Origin of the sequence: Marinobacter sp., from assembly GCF_035268745.1 — a bacterium.
Lineage (GTDB): Bacteria > Pseudomonadota > Gammaproteobacteria > Pseudomonadales > Oleiphilaceae > Marinobacter.
This window is the reverse complement of the sequence record NZ_DATFKH010000038.1, coordinates 24,679-45,327: the sequence shown is the minus strand read 5'-3', so window position 1 is coordinate 45,327 and position 20,649 is coordinate 24,679. Positions and strand designations below refer to the sequence as shown.

20 protein-coding genes are annotated in these 20,649 nt (G+C 59.4%); 13 read left to right on the top strand and 7 right to left on the bottom strand.

What is annotated here, in order from left to right; translation table 11 throughout:
• Positions 1 to 23 precede the first annotated feature (23 nt).
• Genes VJ956_RS02775 through VJ956_RS02730 form a run of 10 tightly spaced genes read left to right on the top strand, consistent with a single transcriptional unit; the run spans position 24 to position 7,753 of the window.
• Positions 24 to 869 (top strand): YihY/virulence factor BrkB family protein, encoded by an 846-nt coding sequence (locus VJ956_RS02775; RefSeq protein WP_324081408.1) that lies wholly within the window; start codon positions 24 to 26, stop codon positions 867 to 869.
• A gap of 36 nt (positions 870 to 905) precedes the next feature.
• Positions 906 to 1,406, top strand: coding sequence for a Na+/H+ antiporter subunit E (locus VJ956_RS02770; protein ID WP_324081406.1), 501 nt, complete (start codon positions 906 to 908; stop codon positions 1,404 to 1,406).
• Complete coding sequence (locus VJ956_RS02765; protein WP_324081404.1) at positions 1,403 to 1,708, top strand: monovalent cation/H+ antiporter complex subunit F; 306 nt, start codon at positions 1,403 to 1,405, stop codon at positions 1,706 to 1,708. Before VJ956_RS02770 ends, VJ956_RS02765 begins: the two co-directional genes overlap by 4 nt.
• Positions 1,701 to 2,021, top strand: a complete 321-nt coding sequence (locus tag VJ956_RS02760) for a monovalent cation/H(+) antiporter subunit G (RefSeq protein ID WP_324081403.1) — start codon at positions 1,701 to 1,703, stop codon at positions 2,019 to 2,021. Before VJ956_RS02765 ends, VJ956_RS02760 begins: the two co-directional genes overlap by 8 nt.
• The gene (locus VJ956_RS02755) at positions 2,014 to 2,286 is read left to right on the top strand and encodes a DUF4040 domain-containing protein (RefSeq protein ID WP_324081401.1); all 273 of its coding nucleotides are present in this window, start codon (positions 2,014 to 2,016) and stop codon (positions 2,284 to 2,286) included. Before VJ956_RS02760 ends, VJ956_RS02755 begins: the two co-directional genes overlap by 8 nt.
• Positions 2,283 to 2,987, top strand: a complete 705-nt coding sequence (locus VJ956_RS02750; RefSeq protein WP_324081399.1) for an MnhB domain-containing protein — start codon at positions 2,283 to 2,285, stop codon at positions 2,985 to 2,987. The genes VJ956_RS02755 and VJ956_RS02750 overlap by 4 nt, the downstream gene beginning before the upstream one ends.
• Positions 2,984 to 3,304: an NADH-quinone oxidoreductase subunit K gene (locus tag VJ956_RS02745; protein WP_324081397.1), complete on the top strand. Its 321-nt coding sequence runs from the start codon at positions 2,984 to 2,986 to the stop codon at positions 3,302 to 3,304. Before VJ956_RS02750 ends, VJ956_RS02745 begins: the two co-directional genes overlap by 4 nt.
• The gene (locus VJ956_RS02740; RefSeq protein WP_324081395.1) at positions 3,301 to 4,767 is read left to right on the top strand and encodes a complex I subunit 5 family protein; all 1,467 of its coding nucleotides are present in this window, start codon (positions 3,301 to 3,303) and stop codon (positions 4,765 to 4,767) included. The genes VJ956_RS02745 and VJ956_RS02740 overlap by 4 nt, the downstream gene beginning before the upstream one ends.
• Positions 4,767 to 6,263, top strand: coding sequence for a complex I subunit 5 family protein (locus VJ956_RS02735; RefSeq protein ID WP_324081393.1), 1,497 nt, complete (start codon positions 4,767 to 4,769; stop codon positions 6,261 to 6,263). Before VJ956_RS02740 ends, VJ956_RS02735 begins: the two co-directional genes overlap by 1 nt.
• Positions 6,263 to 7,753 carry a complex I subunit 5 family protein gene (locus VJ956_RS02730; protein ID WP_324081478.1) on the top strand — a complete coding sequence of 497 codons (1,491 nt, stop codon included), beginning with the start codon at positions 6,263 to 6,265 and terminating at the stop codon, positions 7,751 to 7,753. The genes VJ956_RS02735 and VJ956_RS02730 overlap by 1 nt, the downstream gene beginning before the upstream one ends.
• On the opposite strand, the gene VJ956_RS02725 is transcribed toward VJ956_RS02730, so the two are convergent.
• A complete protein-coding gene (locus VJ956_RS02725; RefSeq protein WP_324081391.1) occupies positions 7,736 to 9,274 on the bottom strand; it encodes a deoxyribodipyrimidine photo-lyase in 1,539 nt (512 codons plus the stop codon). The genes VJ956_RS02730 and VJ956_RS02725 overlap by 18 nt on opposite strands.
• Positions 9,271 to 9,414, bottom strand: coding sequence for a DUF2256 domain-containing protein (locus tag VJ956_RS02720; protein WP_324081390.1), 144 nt, complete (start codon positions 9,412 to 9,414; stop codon positions 9,271 to 9,273). Before VJ956_RS02720 ends, VJ956_RS02725 begins: the two co-directional genes overlap by 4 nt.
• A 64-nt stretch (positions 9,415 to 9,478) precedes the next feature.
• Between VJ956_RS02720 and VJ956_RS02715 the strand changes: the two genes are divergently transcribed.
• Positions 9,479 to 11,167 (top strand): HAD-IA family hydrolase, encoded by a 1,689-nt coding sequence (locus VJ956_RS02715; RefSeq protein WP_324081388.1) that lies wholly within the window; start codon positions 9,479 to 9,481, stop codon positions 11,165 to 11,167.
• 14 nt (positions 11,168 to 11,181) lie between these two features.
• Here the strand turns inward: VJ956_RS02715 and VJ956_RS02710 are convergent, their stop codons facing one another.
• Together VJ956_RS02710 and VJ956_RS02705 are read right to left on the bottom strand one after the other, a co-directional pair.
• Positions 11,182 to 12,408, bottom strand: a complete 1,227-nt coding sequence (locus tag VJ956_RS02710; protein WP_324081386.1) for a transporter substrate-binding domain-containing protein — start codon at positions 12,406 to 12,408, stop codon at positions 11,182 to 11,184.
• Between the two features lie 57 nt (positions 12,409 to 12,465).
• Complete coding sequence (locus tag VJ956_RS02705) at positions 12,466 to 13,998, bottom strand: cryptochrome/photolyase family protein (RefSeq protein ID WP_324081378.1); 1,533 nt, start codon at positions 13,996 to 13,998, stop codon at positions 12,466 to 12,468.
• A 193-nt stretch (positions 13,999 to 14,191) separates the two neighbouring features.
• Here VJ956_RS02705 and hemN point away from each other — a divergent pair, with 193 nt between their 5' ends.
• Complete coding sequence (gene hemN / locus VJ956_RS02700) at positions 14,192 to 15,610, top strand: oxygen-independent coproporphyrinogen III oxidase (protein ID WP_324081371.1); 1,419 nt, start codon at positions 14,192 to 14,194, stop codon at positions 15,608 to 15,610.
• 32 nt (positions 15,611 to 15,642) lie between these two features.
• On the opposite strand, the gene VJ956_RS02695 is transcribed toward hemN, so the two are convergent.
• On the bottom strand, positions 15,643 to 16,269 hold the full coding sequence (locus VJ956_RS02695) for a c-type cytochrome (protein WP_324081365.1): 627 nt from the start codon (positions 16,267 to 16,269) through the stop codon (positions 15,643 to 15,645).
• A 244-nt stretch (positions 16,270 to 16,513) separates the two neighbouring features.
• Here VJ956_RS02695 and VJ956_RS02690 point away from each other — a divergent pair, with 244 nt between their 5' ends.
• Positions 16,514 to 17,998 carry an EAL domain-containing protein gene (locus VJ956_RS02690; protein WP_324081476.1) on the top strand — a complete coding sequence of 495 codons (1,485 nt, stop codon included), beginning with the start codon at positions 16,514 to 16,516 and terminating at the stop codon, positions 17,996 to 17,998.
• 17 nt (positions 17,999 to 18,015) lie between these two features.
• Here VJ956_RS02690 and narL read toward each other — a convergent pair whose 3' ends face one another.
• Both narL and VJ956_RS02680 read right to left on the bottom strand, forming a co-directional pair.
• A complete protein-coding gene (narL, locus tag VJ956_RS02685) occupies positions 18,016 to 18,675 on the bottom strand; it encodes a two-component system response regulator NarL (protein WP_324081358.1) in 660 nt (219 codons plus the stop codon).
• Positions 18,676 to 18,694: 19 nt separating this feature from the next.
• On the bottom strand, positions 18,695 to 20,533 hold the full coding sequence (locus tag VJ956_RS02680; RefSeq protein WP_324081352.1) for a histidine kinase: 1,839 nt from the start codon (positions 20,531 to 20,533) through the stop codon (positions 18,695 to 18,697).
• Between the last annotated feature and the right edge of the window lie 116 nt (positions 20,534 to 20,649).

Genomic DNA, 20,649 nt, shown 5'->3' with positions numbered 1-20,649 from the left:
TGCCAGGACAGGTATTAACCGACATGACGGAAAGTGAAGGATCACCAGCTGTTTTCGCACGTCGGTTCTGGCTGTTCGCGCGTCGGGTGTTGCGCAATTTTTTTCGCAACCATGGAATTCTTCTGGCAGGCGGCGTGGGCTATAACGTTCTGCTGTCGGCAGTGCCTTTGCTGGCGGTGCTCGGAGTCCTCCTGACCCGCGTGGTGGAAGAGGAACAACTGCTGGAAGTGATGGCAATCCAGGCTCAGCATTTTGCTCCTGCCCACGCCGATCTCTGGCTGGATGCCGTGCGCGCCTTTATGGAGTCCCGCAATATCATCGGCATCGCGGCTTTTCCGGTGCTGTTGTTTTTCAGTTCGTTCGCTTTCCGGATGCTGGAAGACTCGATTGCCATCATCTTCCACCGTCCGGAAAATCCCACCCGGAGTTTCTGGTTTTCCGCCGCGCTACCGTACCTGTTTATACTGGTGCTGGGTATTGGCCTTCTGGTACTGACCCTGTTGTTTGCGTTCGTCGATACGCTCTATGAGGAGCCGGGCCCGATCCTGTACCTGCTCAGTTTTTTCAGCGTGTTTATCATGTTCAGCGCCATCTACAAGGTGTTGCCGATCCTGCATGTGTCTCCACGCCGGGCGGTGGTCGGCGGGTTGGTGGCGGCTATCCTGTGGGAAGCTGTGCGGCTGGTAATGATGTACTATTTCCTCAATATCTCGTTCGTCAATGTGATCTACGGCTCGCTGGCAACCATCATAGTGCTTCTGGTCAGCCTGGAAGTGGGCTCTGTCATTCTTTTGCTGGGGGCACAGGTTATTGCCGAGCTTGAACGCAGCGATCGAGCCGGATTACCCTGGTATCTGAGCCCGGATTGATCGCTGCTCCACTGCAGTATCCAACAGGGGGTGTCCATGGCGTTATTCAGAGCCTTTTCCCTGCGTGCGGGCGCGCTCTATTTCATATGGTGGGTGCTGATCGAGGGTGATCCGTCGGGATTGATGTTCGGCGTGGCCATTGTTGTTCCGGTCAGCATTCTCTCCTGCGTGTTTTACCCGGCGACAGGTTACCGGCTTCACCTGCCCGGGACCCTGGCGTTCGCCAGTTACTTCATTGTCCGTTCTGCAGTGGCCGGTGTGGATGTTGCGCGCCGTCTGCTTTCCCCCGCAGTAAGGGTCAACCCCGGGTATCTCACGGTTTCAACCCGGCTTCCCGAGGGTAGTCCGCGCTGGCTGTTGGCCAATACTCTGTCACTGATGCCCGGCACACTCAGTGTGCGGTTGCAGGATAACAGCCTGGAACTCCACTGCCTTGACCTGGACCTGCCAGTCGCCGAAGGCGTTCGTGCCACGGAACAGAAGATCGCCGGTTTATTCGGCTTAAGCTCCGACAGGGGTGAGGAAACAGTGCCATGACCCTGCTACTGGATGTGGTTGCGCTGTTCCTGCTGGGAAACCTGCTGTTGGCGCTTGTGCGCATCTGGCGGGGACCCGACCCGGCCGATCGTATGCTGGCATCACAGCTGTTCGGAACCACCGGCGTGGCCCTGTTACTGGTTCTGGCGGAGGCCCAGGGCATGCCGTCTTTGCGGGATGTGGCCCTGATTCTCGCGTTATTGTCGGTACTGGCCATTGTGGCTTTTGTCACCCGCGTAGTGGGCATCGACAGGACCGAAAAGGACACCTCGCCGGACCAGGATACCCGTGCCCATGATTGAGCCTGCCATGCTGGTGCTTCAGATAATTCTCATGGTGACGGGATGTCTGTTCTTTGGCGTCGGCACCCTGGGGCTGTTCCGGTTTTCCGATACCCTTTGCCGCATCCATGCTCTTACCAAGATTGATAACCTGGGGCTCGGATTTATTGTTTTTGCGCTATTGCCCCTGGCGCCGTCATTATTGACAGGTCTGAAGGTAGTATTGATCTGGCTGGTGGCACTGGCAGCCAGTGCCACCTCGGCGCACCTGGTGGCGCGGTCGGTCCGGTCCGGACAGACGGCTGATATCCCGGAGGAGCACCGCAATGATTGAGTTCCTGCTGGACGGGTTGCTGGTGCTGGCCCTGGTGGCGACCGCAGCTGCGGCGCTGTGGTCAGCCGACCTGTTTCGTGCGGTGGTGATGTTCATGGCCTTCGGGGTGTTTATGGCGGCGGCCTGGGTGCGCCTGCAGGCCCCGGATATTGCCCTGGCCGAGGCGGCTATCGGCGCCGGGCTGACCGGCGTGCTGTTACTGGATGCGGTCAGTCATTTCGGCCGCGGCGCTGGTGACAAGCCAGACCCTGGAGACCGGGAATGATGATGGGCAGGATGCGTACGGGTCTGATCGTGCTGGCCTGCCTGGTGGTTACCGGAGTTCTGGCGAGCAGTATCTGGACGATTGCCGGCAATCCGGCCCCGGTAGATCTGCCGCGAATGCTCTCGGAGAACCTTGAACGCAGTGGGGTGGAGCATCCGGTCACCGCGGTATTGCTGAATTTCCGCAGTTACGACACCCTGCTCGAAATTGGCGTACTGGTGATTGCCGGTATTGCCGGGATATCCATGGCAGAGACCACCGCTCGGGCAGATCCCAACCTTCGCACTGGCGATACCCTGCTTTATGCTCTGCAACGCTGGTTCGTGCCGTTGATGCTGGTGCTGGCAGGATATCTGCTGTGGGCAGGCGCGGACCGGCCTGGCGGTGCTTTCCAGGCCGGTGCCGTGCTGGCAGCCATGGGTGTATTGCTGCGCCTGGGCGGCACGCCCATGACATTTCTCCGCCCGGGCCTGCTGCTGCGTCTCGGGCTGATTACCGGCTTCACGGTGTTTCTGCTGGTGGCTGTGGCCAGTGCCATCGCCGGCGAGGCCTTTCTGGCGTATCCCCCGGCCCTGACCAGGCCCCTGATTGTTATCATTGAAACAACATTGACACTGTCCATCGCCATGGTGTTGCTGGCGCTATTTGTTTCTGCCCCGGTCAATGACGCCGAGGACCCCGATGAAGGCTCGCCGACATGACTGTGCCGCTGCTGTATGCGCTGGCGGGAACCGTATTGTGTGGCATCGGCCTGTTGGGGCTGCTGTGGCTGTCGCATCTGCTGCGCAAGCTTCTGGCCTTCAATATTCTGGGCTCCGGGGTGTTCCTGGTGCTGGTGGGATTGCCCCAGCATCAGGGCGGACCGGATCCGGTGCCCCAGGCTCTGGTGCTTACCGGCATTGTGGTGGCGATTGCCGCTACGGCACTGGCAGTGGTACTGATACGGCGTTATTACCACCTTTCCGGCATGACCAGTCTTGAGGATGAGCCCCCCGCCCGCAAGGGTGGCCGGCAATGACCCTGTATCTGATGGCCGGATTGCTGTTCACTCCCCTGGCCTGGGCAGTGCTGACCCTGCTGGTGGGCTTTACCCGGGGCCGGCTGATTACCTGGGCAGGTATCCTGGTTCAGGTCCTGGTATCGCTGACCCTCTGGCTGGCCGTTTCCCGGGATGGAGGTTTTTACTACGGCCTTGGTGGCTGGGATGCGCCACTGGGCATCGAACTTCGTGTCGACGGGCTTGCCGTCACTTTCGTGCTGCTCACGGCTGTTGTGGCCAGTGCCTGCGCTATCCACGCCGGGGTTTACATTGATCCGGATAAACCCTGGCACCGGTATTTCTGGCCGCTGTTCTGGTTTCTCTGGTCAGGTCTGAACGCCGTCTGGCTGGGCGGGGACCTGTTCAATCTCTACGTCGGGCTGGAACTGATCAGTCTCGCGGCGGTGGGTCTGGTGGCTCTGGGTGGCAGTGTCGCAGCCTTGCGGGCGTCAATCAGATACCTGCTGGCGGCGCTGTTGGGCTCGCTGGCCTACCTGCTGGGTGTGGCGCTGATGTACGGCCAGTTCGGCACTCTGTCCATTGCCGGGGTGGTGTTCTGGCTGGATCAACATCCGGTGCCGGCAGGTTCCGGTCTGGCCCTGGCGCTGATGATCGCAGGTCTGGCCCTGAAAACAGCGCTGTTCCCGCTTCACCGGTGGCTGCCCCCGGCGCATGGTATTGCCAGATCTCCGGTCAGTGCCTTGTTGTCGGCGCTGGTGATCAAGGCGTCTTTTTATATTGCCGCCAGACTGTGGCTGGAACTCGGCGAGCCGCTCGGTAGCCTGGCAGCGGCACAACTGGTCGGGCTGATGGGTAGCGCCGCCGTGGTATGGGGCAGTTGGCTGGCGTGTCGCCAACCGGAACTGAAGCAGGTGGTGGCTTATTCCTCCGTGGCCCAGATCGGCTATCTGTTTCTGTTGTTTCCGCTGACCTATTCGGTGTCTGAGTCAGTAGCGCTCCAGGCCCGGCAGGGCATGACGCTGCAGGTCATCAGTCACGCCCTGGCCAAGGCGGCCATGTTTCTGGCCGCTGGCAATCTGATTCTGTCCACAGGCAGTAGCCGGGTGAATGCGCTGACCGGCGTCAGCCGCTTCCTGCCGTTTTCCCTGTTCTCCTTCGGTCTGGCGGGAGTATCGCTGATGGGCCTGCCGCCTTCGGGCGGGTTTGCCGCCAAATGGCTGCTGCTTCAGGCCAGTCTGGGCAGTGCCCAGTGGTGGTGGGTACTGGTGCTGTTAGCGGGTGGTCTGCTGTCGGCAGTGTATGTGTTCCGGATCTACCGGGCATCGTTTCTGGACGGTCCGGAAACAGATCAGTTCTACCACCCGCCCAGAAGCCTGGAGCTTGTCCCCATGGTGCTGGCGCTGATGGCCCTCGGTCTCGGGCTGGTGGCTGACCCGGTGCTGTCAGTGATGGCATTGCCACTGGAAGACGGGAGCCGGTGATGACACTGAACGCCTGGATGCCCGTGTTTGCCCTGATGACCTCGCTGATCGCCGCGGTGGTGATCTTTGCCCTGCCGGAAAAGGGTTATCGGCTGCGCACGACGGTGAACCTGGGCGCGGCTTTGCTGAAGCTGGGCCTGGTGGCGGTGATGGTCTGGGGTGTGTTTCGGGGCGTGGATTATGGGCTGAGCTACACCATGTTGCCGGGTGTGACGTTCATGCTCAAAGCGGACGCGCTGTCGATGATGTTTGCGGGACTGTCGGCGGTGCTCTGGCTGCTGACCACGATCTATGCCGTCGGGTACCTGGAAAATTCGCCGAACCGCGCCCGTTTCTTCGGCTTTTTCAGCCTGTGCGTGGCAAGCACCATGGGCGTCGCCCTGGCCGGCAATCTGTTCACTTTTTTCCTGTTCTACGAAATGCTGACGCTGTCTACCTACCCGCTGGTGGTGCACCGTGGCACCGAAAAGGCTCTGCAGGCCGGGCGGACCTATATTATCTACACCCTGACCGGGGGCGCCGTGTTATTGCTGGGAATTGCCTGGCTGCACGGGGTGGTGGGGGATCTGCCATTTCGTCCGGGTGGCCATTTTGGTGACGCTGATCCGGATATTCAGCAATCGCTGATCCTGATCTTTATCCTGCTGGTGGCCGGACTGGGGGTGAAAGCCGCGTTGTTCCCGCTCCACGGCTGGCTGCCTCAGGCCATGGTGGCACCTGCGCCAGTGAGCGCACTTCTGCATGCCGTGGCGGTGGTGAAAGCCGGGGCCTTCGGCATTGTACGGGTGGTTCACGACATCTACGGCGTCGAGGCTTCCTCTGCTCTGGGTCTGCTGGAACCGCTGGCCTGGCTGGCGGCGTTCACCATTCTCTATGGCTCCGTCAGGGCGCTGTCGCAGGGCGACCTGAAACGCCGGCTGGCGTTCTCGACGATCAGCCAGGTGTCCTACATCATCCTGGGAATTTCGCTGTTCGGGCCGGTTGCGGCTGCCGGCGGGCTGGTGCACCTGCTCCACCAGGGCATCATGAAGATCACCCTGTTTTTCTGTGCCGGAAACTACGCCGAGACTCTGGGCATTCACCGCATTGAGGAACTGGACGGCGCCGGGCCACGTATGCCCGGAACTTCCGTGGCCTTTACCATAGGTGCGTTCGGCATGATTGGCGTACCGCCGCTGGCCGGATTTATCACCAAGTGGACCATGGGCAGCGGGGCGCTGGCAGTTGATATGGGTTGGGTGATCGCGGTGCTGGTGGCAAGCAGCCTGCTCAATGCTGCCTATTTTCTGCCAGTGGTGCACCGGCTCTGGTTCCGGGAGCCTGCGGACCGTTGGCCCCGTGAGTGCCGCTGGGGAAAGCTGGAAACCAGTGCCTGGCTGTTCTGGCCGCCACTGCTGACGGCGGTAATGACGGTCATGGTCGGGGTTCTGGCAGCGCTGACCTTCAGCCCATTGTTCTGGGCCGAGCTGATCGTGCTGAGGGAGTATTCACCGTGATGGCTCCCCAGATGGTTCTGGTTTTGCTGGCCGTGTGTGTGCCTCTGGTTTATCCGGCAATGGCGCTGCGCCCGGGGTGGAGCCGGGCCATGCGCTATGTCCTGCCCGTGCTGCCACTGCCGGCACTGGTGCTGGCACTTGCCACCGGGCCCGGCTGGCAACTGGAACTGCCGTGGTTGCTTAACGGCGGCCTGTGGGCAATGGATGAATTACGCCGGCTGTTCCTGCTGCTGACGGCAGTGCTGTGGATGGTCGCCGGTATTTACGCGGTGGGCTACCTGGGGGCCCGGAATCTGCGGCGATTCTGTGTGTTCTGGGGTCTGACCCTGGCGGGCAACCTGGGCCTGACCCTGGCCGTGGATATCGGCAGTTTCTACAGTTTCTTCGCGTTGATGACCTTCGCCGCCTATGGCCTCGTTGTGCATGAGGGAACAGCGGAGGCGACCTTTGCCGGCCGGGTCTATCTGGTGATGGCGGTGCTGGGGGAAATGGCCATTCTGGTGGGGTTGCTGTTGGCAGCGGCTGCTGCGGACAGTCAGATCCTGACGGATCTGCCGGAAGCCATTGCCGGCTCGCCACGGCAGGACCTGATCATTGCGTTGTTGCTCGGTGGCTTCGGTGTGAAAGCAGGTTTGCCGTTATTGCATTTCTGGCTGCCACTGGCCCACCCGGTGGCACCCACACCTGCCAGTGCGGTGCTCAGTGGTGCCATGATCAAGGCCGGGTTGCTGGGATGGCTGGTTACGCTGCCGTTTGCCGAGATTGCCATGCCTGGTTGGGGAACGCTGATGATCTTGGCCGGGGCTGTAGGTTCGATTGGTGCCGCAATTCCCGGCGTCGTCCAACAGAAACCGAAGGCAGTACTGGCCTATTCCAGTATCAGCCAGATGGGGTTGATGCTGCTGATGGTTGGCGCAGCCCTGGCCGATCCTGAGCGTGCACCAGTGCTGTTTTCGGTGATTGCTCTTTACGCCCTGCATCACGGCCTGGCCAAAGGTAGCCTGTTCCTGTCGACAGGGTTGTCGGTGCCTGCTGGCAGGCTTCGCCGCGCAGGAATATGGTTGTTGATTGCCCTGCCGGGCTTCTCACTCGCCGGGTTACCGTTTACCAGCGGTGCGCTGGCGAAGTTGGCGATGAAGGATGGCCTGGCCGCGAACAATCTGGATTCTGCCCTGGCAGGATATCTGGCTCCGCTGATGACCGCTGGTGCCGTGGCCACACTATTACTGGTGCTGCGGTACTTGTGGACGCTCAGGAGCAAGGTTGAAACCGGCCACAACCCGCCGCTGCTGGCGGCTGGCTGGCTGGCGTCGGTTGGCGTGAGCCTTGTCGCTTTCTGGTGGTTGCCCTGGCAGGTCGAGGGACTGGTCAGGGGGCCGGTCTGGCTGCCGCAGCCGTATCAGTTGTGGGCACTGGTATGGCCAATGCTGATTGCTGTTGCCCTGGCTGCCGTGACCCTGCTGGCAAAGTGGCTAGTCAAACAGCGATAGCTGGCTACTGCCGGCTGTACCGTCGTCTTTTTTGCCACTGCCGGACACCGCCGGTCGCTTCTGTACCGGCCCCCTGCGACTGCCATGCCTCGCCAGAACACGGCTGGTTTCTTCCGCGCTGACGTATTGCCGGCGGAAGTCGCCGACCGCCTTGCGGGCGAGCCGTGCAGCCTGCTCATGGTCACAGACCGGAGAGATGTAGGTATTACCACCAAACCGGTCTTTCTGGGCAGGTGTCATCAGCCAGGGAGTGTGAACCATCTCGGCGGGAACGCCCGCCAGTTCGGGAATCCAGCGCCGGATGAATTCGCCCTGCGGGTCCAGCTTCCGGCTCTGCACCACCGGGTTATAGATCCTCAGGGCGTTGATCCCGGTCAGCCCCGATTGCATCTGGACCTGGGAGTAGTGGATGCCCGGTTCGAAGTCGGTGAACAGCCGGGCCAGGTGCAGGGCCGGATCACGCCAGTGTAGCCAGAGCTGATAGCTGGCTACCGCCATCAGCATGGCCCGCATGCGGAAGTTGATCCAGCCGCTGTGATTGAGCGCGCGCATGCAGGCGTCCACCAGCGGCCAGCCGGTCTGGCCTTGCTGCCAGCGTTGCAGTCGTTCGGAATCGTTGGGGCCGGATTTGAGATGTTCCATTTCCCGGTGCATGGCCCGGAATTCCAGCTCTGGTTCGTCTTCCAGCTTCTGGATAAAGTGGCAGTGCCAGTGCAGGCGGGAGCGAAAGCTGGTCAGGCTTCGCTGCTTGCGGGACAGGGTATTGCGGTGTTGGCCGGTGGCTTTCGCCTGTTGGTAAATGTTTCGCAGGCTGACGGTGCCGAAAGCAATATGGGGACTGAGCCGGGAGCAGGCGTTGACGGCGGTGATCGGGCTGGAAATGTTGTACTGGTAGCCGATGCATCGCCGTTCCAGAAACGAATCCAGCAGGCTTTCGCCCTTGCGGCTGCCGCCCGCCTGCCGGTCCGGGCAGGCCGCGCCCGCATTTACTGCAATAACGGCCGGATCGATTGCGCCCGTTACCGGTTGCTCAGGGGCCTGCAGATGGCCTGGGGCGGGCAGTACCTGTTGCCGCATCAGGTCGGTCCAGGCCCTGTCCCAGAAATCCCGGTCTTGCAGGCGCCGCACCACCCCGAACTGGTTCCATTCCCGAAACTCCACATGTTTCTCGCTGCACCACCCGATCACCGCTCGGTCGCGATCAAAAGTCCACCGACCGCCGGTTTCCCGATGGCAGAATATCCGCTGAATGTCATGGCTGCGCTTCAGGGTTTGCAGAACGCGGACGCTGTCGCCACGCATGACGGTTAGCCGGATACCGGTCCGGGCCAACTGGCGGTCAAGGTCTGCCAGCGATTCCCGGGCAAACGCCCATTGCCGGTCGCTGGTATCCGCCAGTTGCCAGTATTCGTCCTCCACCACGTAAAGCGCGATAACCGGCCCGCCCAGTTCACTGGCAGCCTTCAGCGGCCCGTGGTCATGGCTGCGAAGGTCCCGTTTGAACCAGACCACGGTGGTCATGGTGCCGCCCTCCGGGAACGACGGCAGCGCTCGCTGCAGTAACGCACGTTAGCCCAGTCCCGCGCCCATTTCTTGCGCCAGGCGAAGGGCCGGTTGCAGACCGGGCAGGTTTTTGCGGGAAGGCTGGTTTTTTTGTGCATCGGGACGGTATGGTCTGTAATGAATTCTTAACGGTTACGTTGCGGTGAATCCAAAGGATTTTTCATGGCGCGATTGAGTGATCGATTACCCGCTCCCGCGGTGATGATATTTGACTGGCATGGAACCCTGGTAGATACCCATGATGCCATGTTCAGCGCCATGGAGGAGATGCTGCCGCAGCTTGAGGAACTGGGGCTGGTGGAGCGGCTATTGCCTGAAGACCGCTGCCGCACCACCGATGATGCCCGGCTGGTGCGCTATATCCGGATATTCCGGCGGCTGCATCCGCGCATTCTGGCGGAACGTCGGGTATCCCGAACCGATATCTTCAATGCCATTTTCGGCGATGACAAAGAGGCCAGACTGGTTGCCCACAAAGCCTATAACCACTGTTACCGGAAACATTTCGGCAAGGTGCACCCGTTCCAGCAGGGCGCCTATGAGTACCTGACAGCATTGAAGCAGATGGGTATCCCGCTGGCGGTGTCTACCAACCGCAACCGGGAGTTTCTGGATAAAGAGCTGAAAACGGTGGACGAAGGGCGCTGGCAGAATCTTTTTGATGCCACCGTGTGCGCCGACGACGTGACCGAGTACAAACCCGACCCCGAAGTGATTACCCGCGCCCTGGAAAAGCTGAATCTGCCGGTTGACGCCCGTGCCTGGTATGTTGGCGACAGCTTTGTGGATATGGTGACGGCGAACCGGGCAGGCGTGTCCGGCATTTTCTACAATGGCGCGGGATGGGAGCCGGAGCGCATTGACAGCTGGTTCAGCAGCCGGGATGCACCGTCTGCCATTGCCGACAGCTTTGAGGAGCTGATCGACCTGCTGGCGCTGCTGGAACGCAACCAGCCCGACGCCTTCCGGGCCATGCCCGCCACAGTCAGGCCCCGGCCCTTCCCGAAACCTGAACGGCCGGCCCCGCGCCAGGAGCCCGACTGGCACCCGGCCGCTGTAAAGCTGATCAGGCCGGCGGTTGTGCTGTTCGACTGGCACGCCACCCTGGTGGATACCCTCGATGCCATGTACCACGCGGTGGACGATATGTTCCCGGACTTTGACGGACTGGGACTGATCGAACGCATGCTTGCACCGGAAGACAGCAAGACCCCGGAAGATGCCCGGCTGGTTGCCCATGTGCGTGAGTTCGCGCGTCTCCATCCCAGGGTGAAAGCGGACCGAAAGATTTCACGCACGGATATCTTCGAGGTGTTGTTCGGTGACGACCAGGACGCCAAGCACAGGGCCCACATGGCCTTCAATCGCCACTACCGGAATCACTATGGCACGGTAACAGCGTTCGAGCCTAAAGTCCGTGAAGTGCTTGAGGGACTGGCGCGTCTGGGAATCCAGGTGGGAGTGATCACCAATCGCGACCGCGAATTTTTCGAGTATGAACTGGCGGCCGTGGAGGGTACTGGCTGGACCCATCTGTTTGCCGTGGATGTCTGCGGTGACGATGTGCCGCTGCGCAAACCCCATCCGGACCAGTTGCTGCTGGCCGCCGAAAAGCTGCATTACCCTGCCGGTGCCAGTGTCTGGTATGTGGGCGACAGCACCACCGATGTCATTGCCGCCAAGCGCGCCGGGATGACCGCCGTATTCTTCAATGGTGCCCAGTGGGACCAGCCCTGGCTTAACCGGATTTTTCCCGGTACCCATAAGCACCCGGACCGACCGGATGTGGTGGTCAATGATTTTTCGGAGTTCTGGGCACTGGTGCTGGCCTGCGAGGTCGGGCCACCATGAGCAGCTGATCAGGATTAACGCTCAGTTAACGCATCACTCTTGCCGGCCAACGCCTTTTCCACGTCAAGCCCGATCACCAGTACGCCCAGGGGAAGCCAGTGGCCCGCGGCGATGACAGGCTTGCTTACGATCACCTGGAAGCGGGATGTGGACTCGTCATAGTAAACGCGCGAGATGTAAAGGTTGCTCGGGTCTTTGCGGATATGGCGTTCGAATTTGGCTTCGTCGCCCTGCCAGAAATCAGAACTGAGGCCACTCATGGCAACCAGCGTGCCGATGCTGTTGGTCAGCATGACTTCGGTTACCAGCGACTCCTGATTTTTCTGCCACCTGTTCATGGCGATGGACGCTTCCTGACTGGCAATGATTCTGGCCATTTCCGAGTAGTGCCCGGGTGCCATCGCCCGCCACTGGGCATCCAGATTGAGAATCTCGGACAGGCTGCTGATGTCCGGCCCCGCTTCAATGGCTGCTCTGATCGGGACGGCGGCCTCAAGCGAGCGGAAAAGTTCGTGGGCAATGACACGGATCTGGTCGTTCTCTGACTGGTCAAGGTCAAAACCCTCGTTGATACAGCCGGGAATCTGCTGGTTGAAAGTAGCGATAAATTCGGGGTTACGGTCCACGAAGCCGGAACCGAAGTAGACATGCAACGGCACATAGCGCACAAACTGAGTGGTGAAATTGTCGCTGTGGCTCAGGTTCGCCAGTACCCGCTGATCCATCAGTGCCTGGTCAATGCGACCGCGATCCAGCAGGGCAATCAGTTGTTCCGCTGTTCGCACCGACATGAAGATCTCTTCGCCGTTTGCCAGCAGCCAGGCCTCTTCATTACTGCCGCTGACCGCCCCGATTCTGGGTTCCTCCGGTGGCCTCGAACCGGAGCGCGAAACCAGAAACCATTTTTCGAGGGCCACGGGGTGGGTCCGGAACGCGACCTCATCGAGGGCCATCGAGGGATCAACCGCAAAATATCCGTCGATCAGGCCATTCATCAGAAACCGGACGGCCCGTTTCTGGGGCGCAGCCCTGACCCGGCTCTCTCGTCCGGCACTGGCAGTGGCGCAACGTACAACATCGACCGTGAGGCCACGGACGTGCGGGTCTGACCCGGGTATGTCGGTTACAACCTGATAAGGCGCTGACGGAAAGGTATAAAACTCGATGTTTTCTGCCCGGGCTGAACCGGGCAGAAGGATCATCGCTGATACGATCGCCAGAAGATTTTTTGAATATTTCATACTATCCGTAGCCAACAGGCCAAGATCCTTTCCTTACAGAGTAGCAGCAGCAGGAGACTAAATCCCGTCAAGGTTTTGCAGCAACGCCTCAGCCCGCCTGAGAAGTGCTTTCCGTCGATCCGGTTTCTGCCTGTCCCAGTTCCGGTACATCATGCCCATGCGTGGATTATTGGCGAAATTATCCCGATGGCGATCGATGAAGTGCCAGTACAGCGCATTGAACGGGCAGGCGTCGTGCTCCGTGGCCCTGTTCACTTTGTAGTGACAGTTGCTGCAGTGGTCCGACTGGCGCTGAATGTATTTGCCGCTGGCGGCGTAGGGTTTCGAGCCCAGATAGCCGCCGTCGGCATGCATCACCATACCCAGCACATTGGGCAGTTCCACCCAGTCGTAGGCGTCGGCATACACGGCCAGATACCAGTCGCAGATGGCCTCCGGGCGCACCCCGGCCAGCAGGGCGAAATTGCCGGTAACCATCAGTCGCTGGATGTGGTGGGCGTAGGCGTTGCGGCGGGTGGCGTCGATGGCCTTGTGCATGCAGCGCATTCTGGTGTCGCCGGTCCAGTAGAACCAGGGCAGATCCCGGGTGTTGCCCAGACGATTCTGCTCAGCGTAGCCCGGCATGTTCATCCAGTAGATGCCCCGCACGAACTCGCGCCAGCCCAGAATCTGGCGAATAAACCCCTCTACCGCGTTAATCGGCGCCTGCCCGGCGTACCAGGCCTGTGCGGCCGCTTCGCAGACTGTCATCGGGTCCAGCAGGCCGCAGTTGAGGTAAGGCGACAGAATGGAATGGAAGAGCCAGTCCTCATGGTCTGACATGGCATCCTGAAAGTCCCCGAAGCACGGCAGCGCGAAGTCGATGAAGTGATCCAGAGCCTGCTGCGCGCCGGTGGCGGTAACGGCAAAATGGAAATCGTCGGTGGTGCCGAAGTGTTCCTGGAAGTGGGTGTCGACCAGTTCGATCACTTCCCGGGTCACCGCATCCGGTTCGATCCGGAACGGGGCGGGCGCCGCAGGTTTGCCGGTCCACTTGCGGCGGTTATCAGCGTCATAATTCCATTCGCCGCCTTCGGGCTTGCCGTCAGGGCTCATCAGCAGGCCGGTTTTGCGGCGCATCTCGCGGTAAAAGAATTCCATTCGCAACTGCTTGCGGCCTTCTGCCCAGTCAGCGAATTCCTTTTTGCTGGCAAAGAAGCGGGTGTCCGGACGGATTTCCACCGGCACCCTGAGGGATTCATGCCATTGGCCGATCTGCTCGTGCAGGCGCCATTCGCCGCACTCGGTGGTAATGACTCTGCCTGCGCCGGTTTGTTCCAGCTGGTCGGCGACAACCGCTTCCAGGCTCCGGGCATGGTTGTCCGGGTGATACCGTTGATAGTGAACCTGCCAGCCGTCTTCCTGCAGTTGCTGAGCAAAATGCCTCATGGCACTGAACACCAGAACGAGTTTTTTCTTGTGATGATTGGTGTAACTGGCCTCGTCGTGGACCTCGGCCATGACAATACGGTCCCGGCTTCTGTCAGCGTTTTCGAGGGCGCTTATGTCGACAGTCAGTTGGTCGCCTAGAATCAGAATCAGATTTGCCATGGACGAAATTGAACTCCAGTTTGTAGGTTGGCGGGCATGTCACCGGGCGCCAAACACGAAACTTTAAACACCGAACACTCCCTAAGGGGTTAGAAGGAATACGCCAAGTGCGTAAGGGTGGTTCAGACGTGTAATTGATATTATCCTATGCATTGGCCGCTTTACCCTTATTCTGATGCTCAAGGCTCGCACTATGACCTCAAACACCGCATTAAAAACTCCACAGTCCACTCTGCCGGAATTCATCTGGGATGAAGCACTGATTCGCCGGTACGACCTGAGCGGCCCACGCTACACTTCCTATCCGACCGCTGTGGAGTTCAACCAGAATTATCCGGTGGAACAAATGATGGAGGCAGCGGCTCGCAGCAAGGCCAGCAACCGTCCCCTGTCGCTCTACACCCACCTGCCATTCTGCGCGCATCTCTGTTACTACTGCGCCTGCAACAAGGTCATCACCAAGAAACGCGACAAGGCGATGCCCTATGTCGAGCGGCTGCTGAAAGAAGCGGCGATTCAGGCAGACCTTTTCGGAGCGAACCGGCCGGTGACTCAGCTGCACTGGGGCGGTGGTACGCCTACGTTCCTGCTCCGGGACGTGATGGAACACCTGATGGCGGGCTACGGGGAGCTGTTTAATCTGCAGACCGGTGACGAGCGGGATTACAGTGTTGAGATAGATCCCCGGGAAGTGGATCACGATACCCTGCCAACGCTCTGGAACCTGGGTTTCAATCGCATCAGCCTGGGTGTGCAGGATGTGAATCCGCAGGTCCAGAAAGCGGTCAACCGGATCCAGCCACAGGCAATGACCGAAGCGGTTCTGGATGAGGCCCGCCGGCTCGGCTTCCGCTCCATCAACCTGGACCTGATCTACGGTCTGCCATACCAGACCCCGGAAAGCTTTGCGGAAACCCTGGAAACCGTGATCGAAATGTCGCCGGACCGGCTGTCGGTGTTCAGCTATGCCCACCTGCCAGACCGCTTCTACCCGCAGACCCGTATTCTGGCGGACACACTGCCCAGTCCCCAGCAGAAGCTGACCATCCTGCACAACACCATCAACCGGTTGCTGGAAGCAGGCTATGAATACATTGGCATGGACCACTTCGCCAAGCCCGACGACAGTCTGGCGGTGGCGCAGCGGGAAGGCCGGCTGCATCGGAATTTCCAGGGCTATACCACCCATTCCGAATGCGATCTGGTGTCTCTGGGAGTGTCTGCTATTGGTCAGACCGACGATGCCTACTTCCAGAACAATCACGATCTGCCGTCCTGGGAAGCCGCTATCGATGCAGGCCAGCTGGCGATTACCAAAGGCGTCAATCTCAATCGGGATGACCGCATCCGGCGCTGGGTGATCGGTCAGCTGATCTGTCAGTTCCGGCTGGAACGCCAGCTGTTTGCAGAGGTCTGGGGGGAAGACCTGGACACCTACTTCAAGGATGAACTGAACCGGCTCAAGCCCATGATCCAGGATCAGCTGATTGGTGATGACGGCAGGGCGCTTCAGGTCCAGCCAGCGGGCCGGTTACTGATCCGCGCGATCTGCCAGATTTTTGACCTGTACCGTAAGGAAGGCGCCAGCAAGCGGTTCTCTCAGATCATCTGAGCCCCTGGTTCGGCGTTGCCAGCGCCTGCGCGTCAGTTACTGTCCATGCTCCGGACATACTCGGCGACGGCCCGGATATCATCATCGGAAAGGTTGGCGGCCACGGCTGTCATTATTTCGCTCTGACGTGCCGGGTCCTTGTCCCTGAAAAGCCTGAGGGTGTTGCGAATGTACTCTGTCGGCTGGCCGGCCAGCCGCGGCAGTTCCGCCTGTCCCTTGCCTTCCTTGCCATGACACTGGCGACAGGCGTTGCTGTAAACTGTCTCACCCTGGCTGTAAAGGGCAGGTGAATCCGGGGGCTCACTGATCACTTCCTGGCCGGAATAATAAATGGCAATATTTACCTTGTCTTCCTCGGACAGGATTTTCGCCAGACTGGACATTACGTAGTCCGACCGCTCACCCGTACCGAATTTGCGGAAGGCGTTGAACAGGTAGACCGGGTTCTGTGCCGCCAGGTTGGGGATATAGTCACGCTTGCTGTTGCCGTCGGCACCGTGGCAGTAGCCACAGAACAGAATTCTTTCCTTGCCCGCATTGTAGGCCTGCTGGCGGAGCGTTTCGTTGCTCATGATTTCATTGTGGCGGTCCAGGGGGCTGTCGCTGGCCAGGCCGGGAATGGCTAAGCTGGCCAGTACAAGGCCGGTCAGAACGCGCATAAGGTTTTCTCCCTCAGATAAACGTGTTGCTCCACTCTTTGCAGGGCGCACAACGGGGTTAACTCCGGCCCCGGGCCGGGACAGTATCGGGGACTACCGGGTTGCCATGGGTAACAAAATATCCGCTAGTTTGACGTTGCGCAACCAGAGGCTGATTTACCGGAAATCCTTTTTCGTATCCGCCTTCGATGAGCTATGCTTCAGGGCATGACAAGTCACCAGAAAAGGTGGACTCCACGTGACAATGCTTATACACAAAGGTCCGGAGGTGTTCAGAATCTTCCCCTGGAACCGGAATTTCGAGACCGGGCTGGAGAAGATTGATGAACAGCACAAGGTGCTTGTTGATATCGTCAACAGGTTAGCCCGGCATTTTGCGTCTGTCGACTCTGAAACGAACAGTTCGGTGCTGTTCGAGGAACTGCTGTCCTACGCCTCCTACCACTTCGAATACGAGGAAAGTGTCTGGCAGGAAACGTTTGGTGATTCCGAGGTCACAAGAAACCATCACGATTGCCATCAGATGTTTTTCGAACGGATCCAGGCGCTGCGTCAAAGCAAGGAGCCCCAGGAGAGTGTTCTTGCGGACCTGTTTGATTATCTTACCCGCTGGCTTGCCTTTCATATTCTCGAGTCTGATCGCCGGATGGCGTTGACGGCCAGAGCCGTGATCGAGGGAACACCTCTCAAGGAGGCCAAAGAAAAAGCGGATTCGGAACTCAGTGGCTCGGTGTCCCTGATGGTCTCGGCATTGCTGGAAACCTACGGAACGCTCTCTTCCAGCACAATACAGCTGATGCAGGAAAAAATGGCCAGGCAGCAGGTGGAAGATGAGCTGTATCAGCTGCAGAAGGATCAATGGAAGCCGCTTACTGATGATCCGGGGACTGACCGGCAGAAACGGATGAGCGAGGAATCGACGGGCGGCCGCCATTGGCTGCCCGCGGAAATTGCGAAAGCCATACGGGAGAACCAGTTCCGGCTGTTTTACCAGCCCAGGGTCAATCTCAGGACCGGTGCTGTGGTGGGGGTGGAGGCATTGATACGCTGGCGGCACCCCGATAGAGGATTACTCTTGCCCGACGATTTTCTGCCGGCAATTGCGAACCAGGCCCTGCTTACAGAGCTTGGTGAATGGGTTCTCAGCGAGGCCCTGGGCCAGCTGCGGGACTGGGAGCAGCGGGGCATCAGCCTGAAAATTGGCGTGAATGTCGCTGCTTTGCACCTGCAGTCAGCAGGTTTTGTTGCCTGGCTGAAACAGACTCTGGCGGAATTTCCTGAACTCGATCCGGGTCGTCTTGACCTGGAAATACAGGATACAGCAGCACTCAGTGACCTGACACAATCTGCCGCGATCATCCGGGAATGCAGGAACCTCGGGGTGACATTCTCCCTCGATGATTTTGGCACCGGATTTTCGTCCCTGTCCTGTCTCAGGCGGCTCCCCGTTAACACTCTGAAGATAGACTGTGAATTGCTGAGCGGGGTCGATGATCCCCGGGAGAGCTCTGCGATTCTGCAGGGCGTTGTCGGGCTGGCCAAAGCGTTTGGCTACGAGCCTGCAGCGGAGGGCGTTGAGACTGACGGGCAGGCTTACACTCTGATCGAACTGGGATGTGACCATGCCCAGGGCTACGCCATTGCCTGTCCGCTGCCATCGGACCAGCTGGAAGCCTGGCTGGACAGCTGGAGCCTGGCCCCGCAGTTTCCGCCCAAAGGCCGGGACTAGCGGGCCCGGCTGTCTACTCAACCTTTGTGTAAGCCGCCCTCAACTGCCCAGATAGCCACCTCCACCCGTGAGTGCAGGTTCAGTTTTTTCAGCAGGTGCTTTACGTGGACCTTGACGGTGCCATCACTGATGTCCAGCTTGCGGGCAATCATCTTGTTGGACAGGCCTTCGGCAATCAGGCGCAGGATATCTTTTTCACGGGGGGTCAGGCTGTCGAAATCCGGGCGGTCTGACTGCCGGGATTTCTTGGAGCGAAGGGCCTCGGCCAGCAGTGTGGTAAGGCGGTCACTGATGACCATCTTGCCGAGAGCTGCCTGTTTCACGCGCGCAAGCATGTCCTCGGGTTCCATGTCCTTGAGAAGGTAGCCGTCTGCCCCCGCCCGCAACGCCGCAACCACGTCGTCCTCCTGGTCGGATACCGTGAACATGATGATGCGGGAGCTGATATTCAGTTCCCTTAGTTTCTGCAGTGCTTCAATGCCATCCATTTCCGGCATGTTCAGGTCCATAAGAATCAGGTCCGGCTCCAGCTCGATGGCCAGCCGGATGCCGTCAGCGGCGTTGCTCGCGTCCGCAGCAACCACCATATCGTCCTCCATCTCTACAAGCTGTTTGATACCCTGTCGAAGAAGGGGATGGTCATCGATAAGCAGAATGCTGGCAGGTGATTCAGACATCGTGTTCTCTCTTTTGTTATCACGCGGTGGAGGTTTGTGTGGTGATCAGGTTCCGGTTTTTCGGCACAAATGCGAGCATGACTTCTACACCCCCTTCCACACGGTTCTGTATTCTTATCTGGCCGCCGAGGGTTCTGGCGCGGTCCTGCATGATGACCAGGCCGTAGTGGCCGACGGGCTGCCCGTTGTCGGGAAGACCCTTGCCATTATCAAGAATTCTGGCCTTGACCTGCGGAGATTCAAACACCACGTGCACCGAAATCTGGCTGGCTCCAGCGTGTTTGACCGCGTTGGCAAGGCCTTCCCTCACAATCTGCAGAGTGTGGATTTCCTCATTCGGCGACAGGGTTCGTGGTGGCAGGCCATAGTCCAGGTTTATCGGCTTGCCCAGTCTTTCGGAAAACTCGTCGGTGGTCTTGCGCAGGGCTGTGGCAAGATCCGGGGTGTCGAGTTTCAGCCGGAACGTGGTCAGTATCTCCCGTAACTCGCGGTAAGCGCTATTCAATCCGGTGCTGAGTTCATCGAGAATGGAATCGTGTGACGGTTTCTGTTCGCCCTCGATGTTAAGGCGCCGTAGCCTGGCAACCTGCATTTTCAGGTACGACAGTGATTGCGCCAGAGAATCGTGCAGTTCCCGGGCAATGACGGTGCGCTCTTCGGCCAGGGTCTGGCGCTGTTGCTCGGTGATCTGCTGTTCCAGAAAGATGGCGGTTGCAAGCTGGTCGCTGAGTGTTGCCAGTAACTGGCGGGCAGTCTGCGAGAGGCCATTTGCTGCCGGATACCAGACTTCAAGTGTTCCCAGCAACTGACTGGAGGTCCGGATCGGCAACAGCAACCGGCGCCCGTCGTTATCTTCGCCAGGAAGTTCGTCGTAGACCTCGGGTTTGACCAGGCAGGCGTTACAGTGGTGATCCTTGCAGTAGAAGGGCCGGTCGCGCGTGGCCGTGGTGACTGCCTCGACCGGCTTCGTCGATTGCTTGTCGTGCAGGTAAAGACGGATTGGCCCCACCTCCAGCAACTGCTCCAGTTTCTGCAACATGGGGATGGCGCCAGTGCAAAGATCCTGGTGGGAGAACAGATCGCGGCTGGCGGCGTGCAGAAGTTGCAGCGCCGCGTGGCTTTTTTCGAGCTCTTCGGTTTTGATCCGGGCTCGCTGTTCCAGCTCGTAATAGGTAAGGGCAAGTTCACTGGTCATCTGGTCGAATGCAACGCCCAGCTTGGTCAGTTCATCCGAGCCTTTAAGATTGGCTTTCTGTGTGAAATCCTGCTCACTGACTGCACTGGCGATACTGACCAGTTTCCGCAGGGGGCGTAAAACGCGGTTTTTCAGGTCAAGGAACAGGGCGACCACAATGAGAATGGAAAACGCGAGGCTGATCATCTGGATCAGGTGCAGCATATCGATACGGGCTTCGGTCCTGTGCTCCAGCATGGTGACCAGACGGTTGACTTCGGCCACGAAGGTTTCGGTTGCCTGAAGCAGGGGCGCCGGGACTGATTCGCCTTGGGGCCGGTTCTCGAGTTGCGGGCGAAGGGAATTCTGCCAGCTGGAAATAACAGTCAGATACTGGTCTGACAAGGGACGATCCGGTGCCTGGGGAATAGCCCGGGCGATCCCGCTCTGGGTCAGCATTGCCTCAAACTCATTCAACCGGTTGCTGCGCGCTGGCAACTCGTTGCCGCCGGCAAGCAGGCGGTAGGCGCCCATGGCAAGAGCGCCCACCTGATTGATGGCAGTGGCGTTGCCTTCAATGCTGCGGGAGACGGCGAGTGTGGTTGCCATACTGACCACCGCGGTGATGATAATGGCAGCGACAACAATCACAATCCGGTTAACAAGGGGATTCTGGGATTTCATGGACTCTCGTTTACGCCGTTGCCCTGACCAGGGGGCTCCCGGGTTCATTGCCGAAAATGAACCGGGGAATCTCTGCCTGATACCACTTTCGGGATAGTCAGCTACCCAATTAGGTG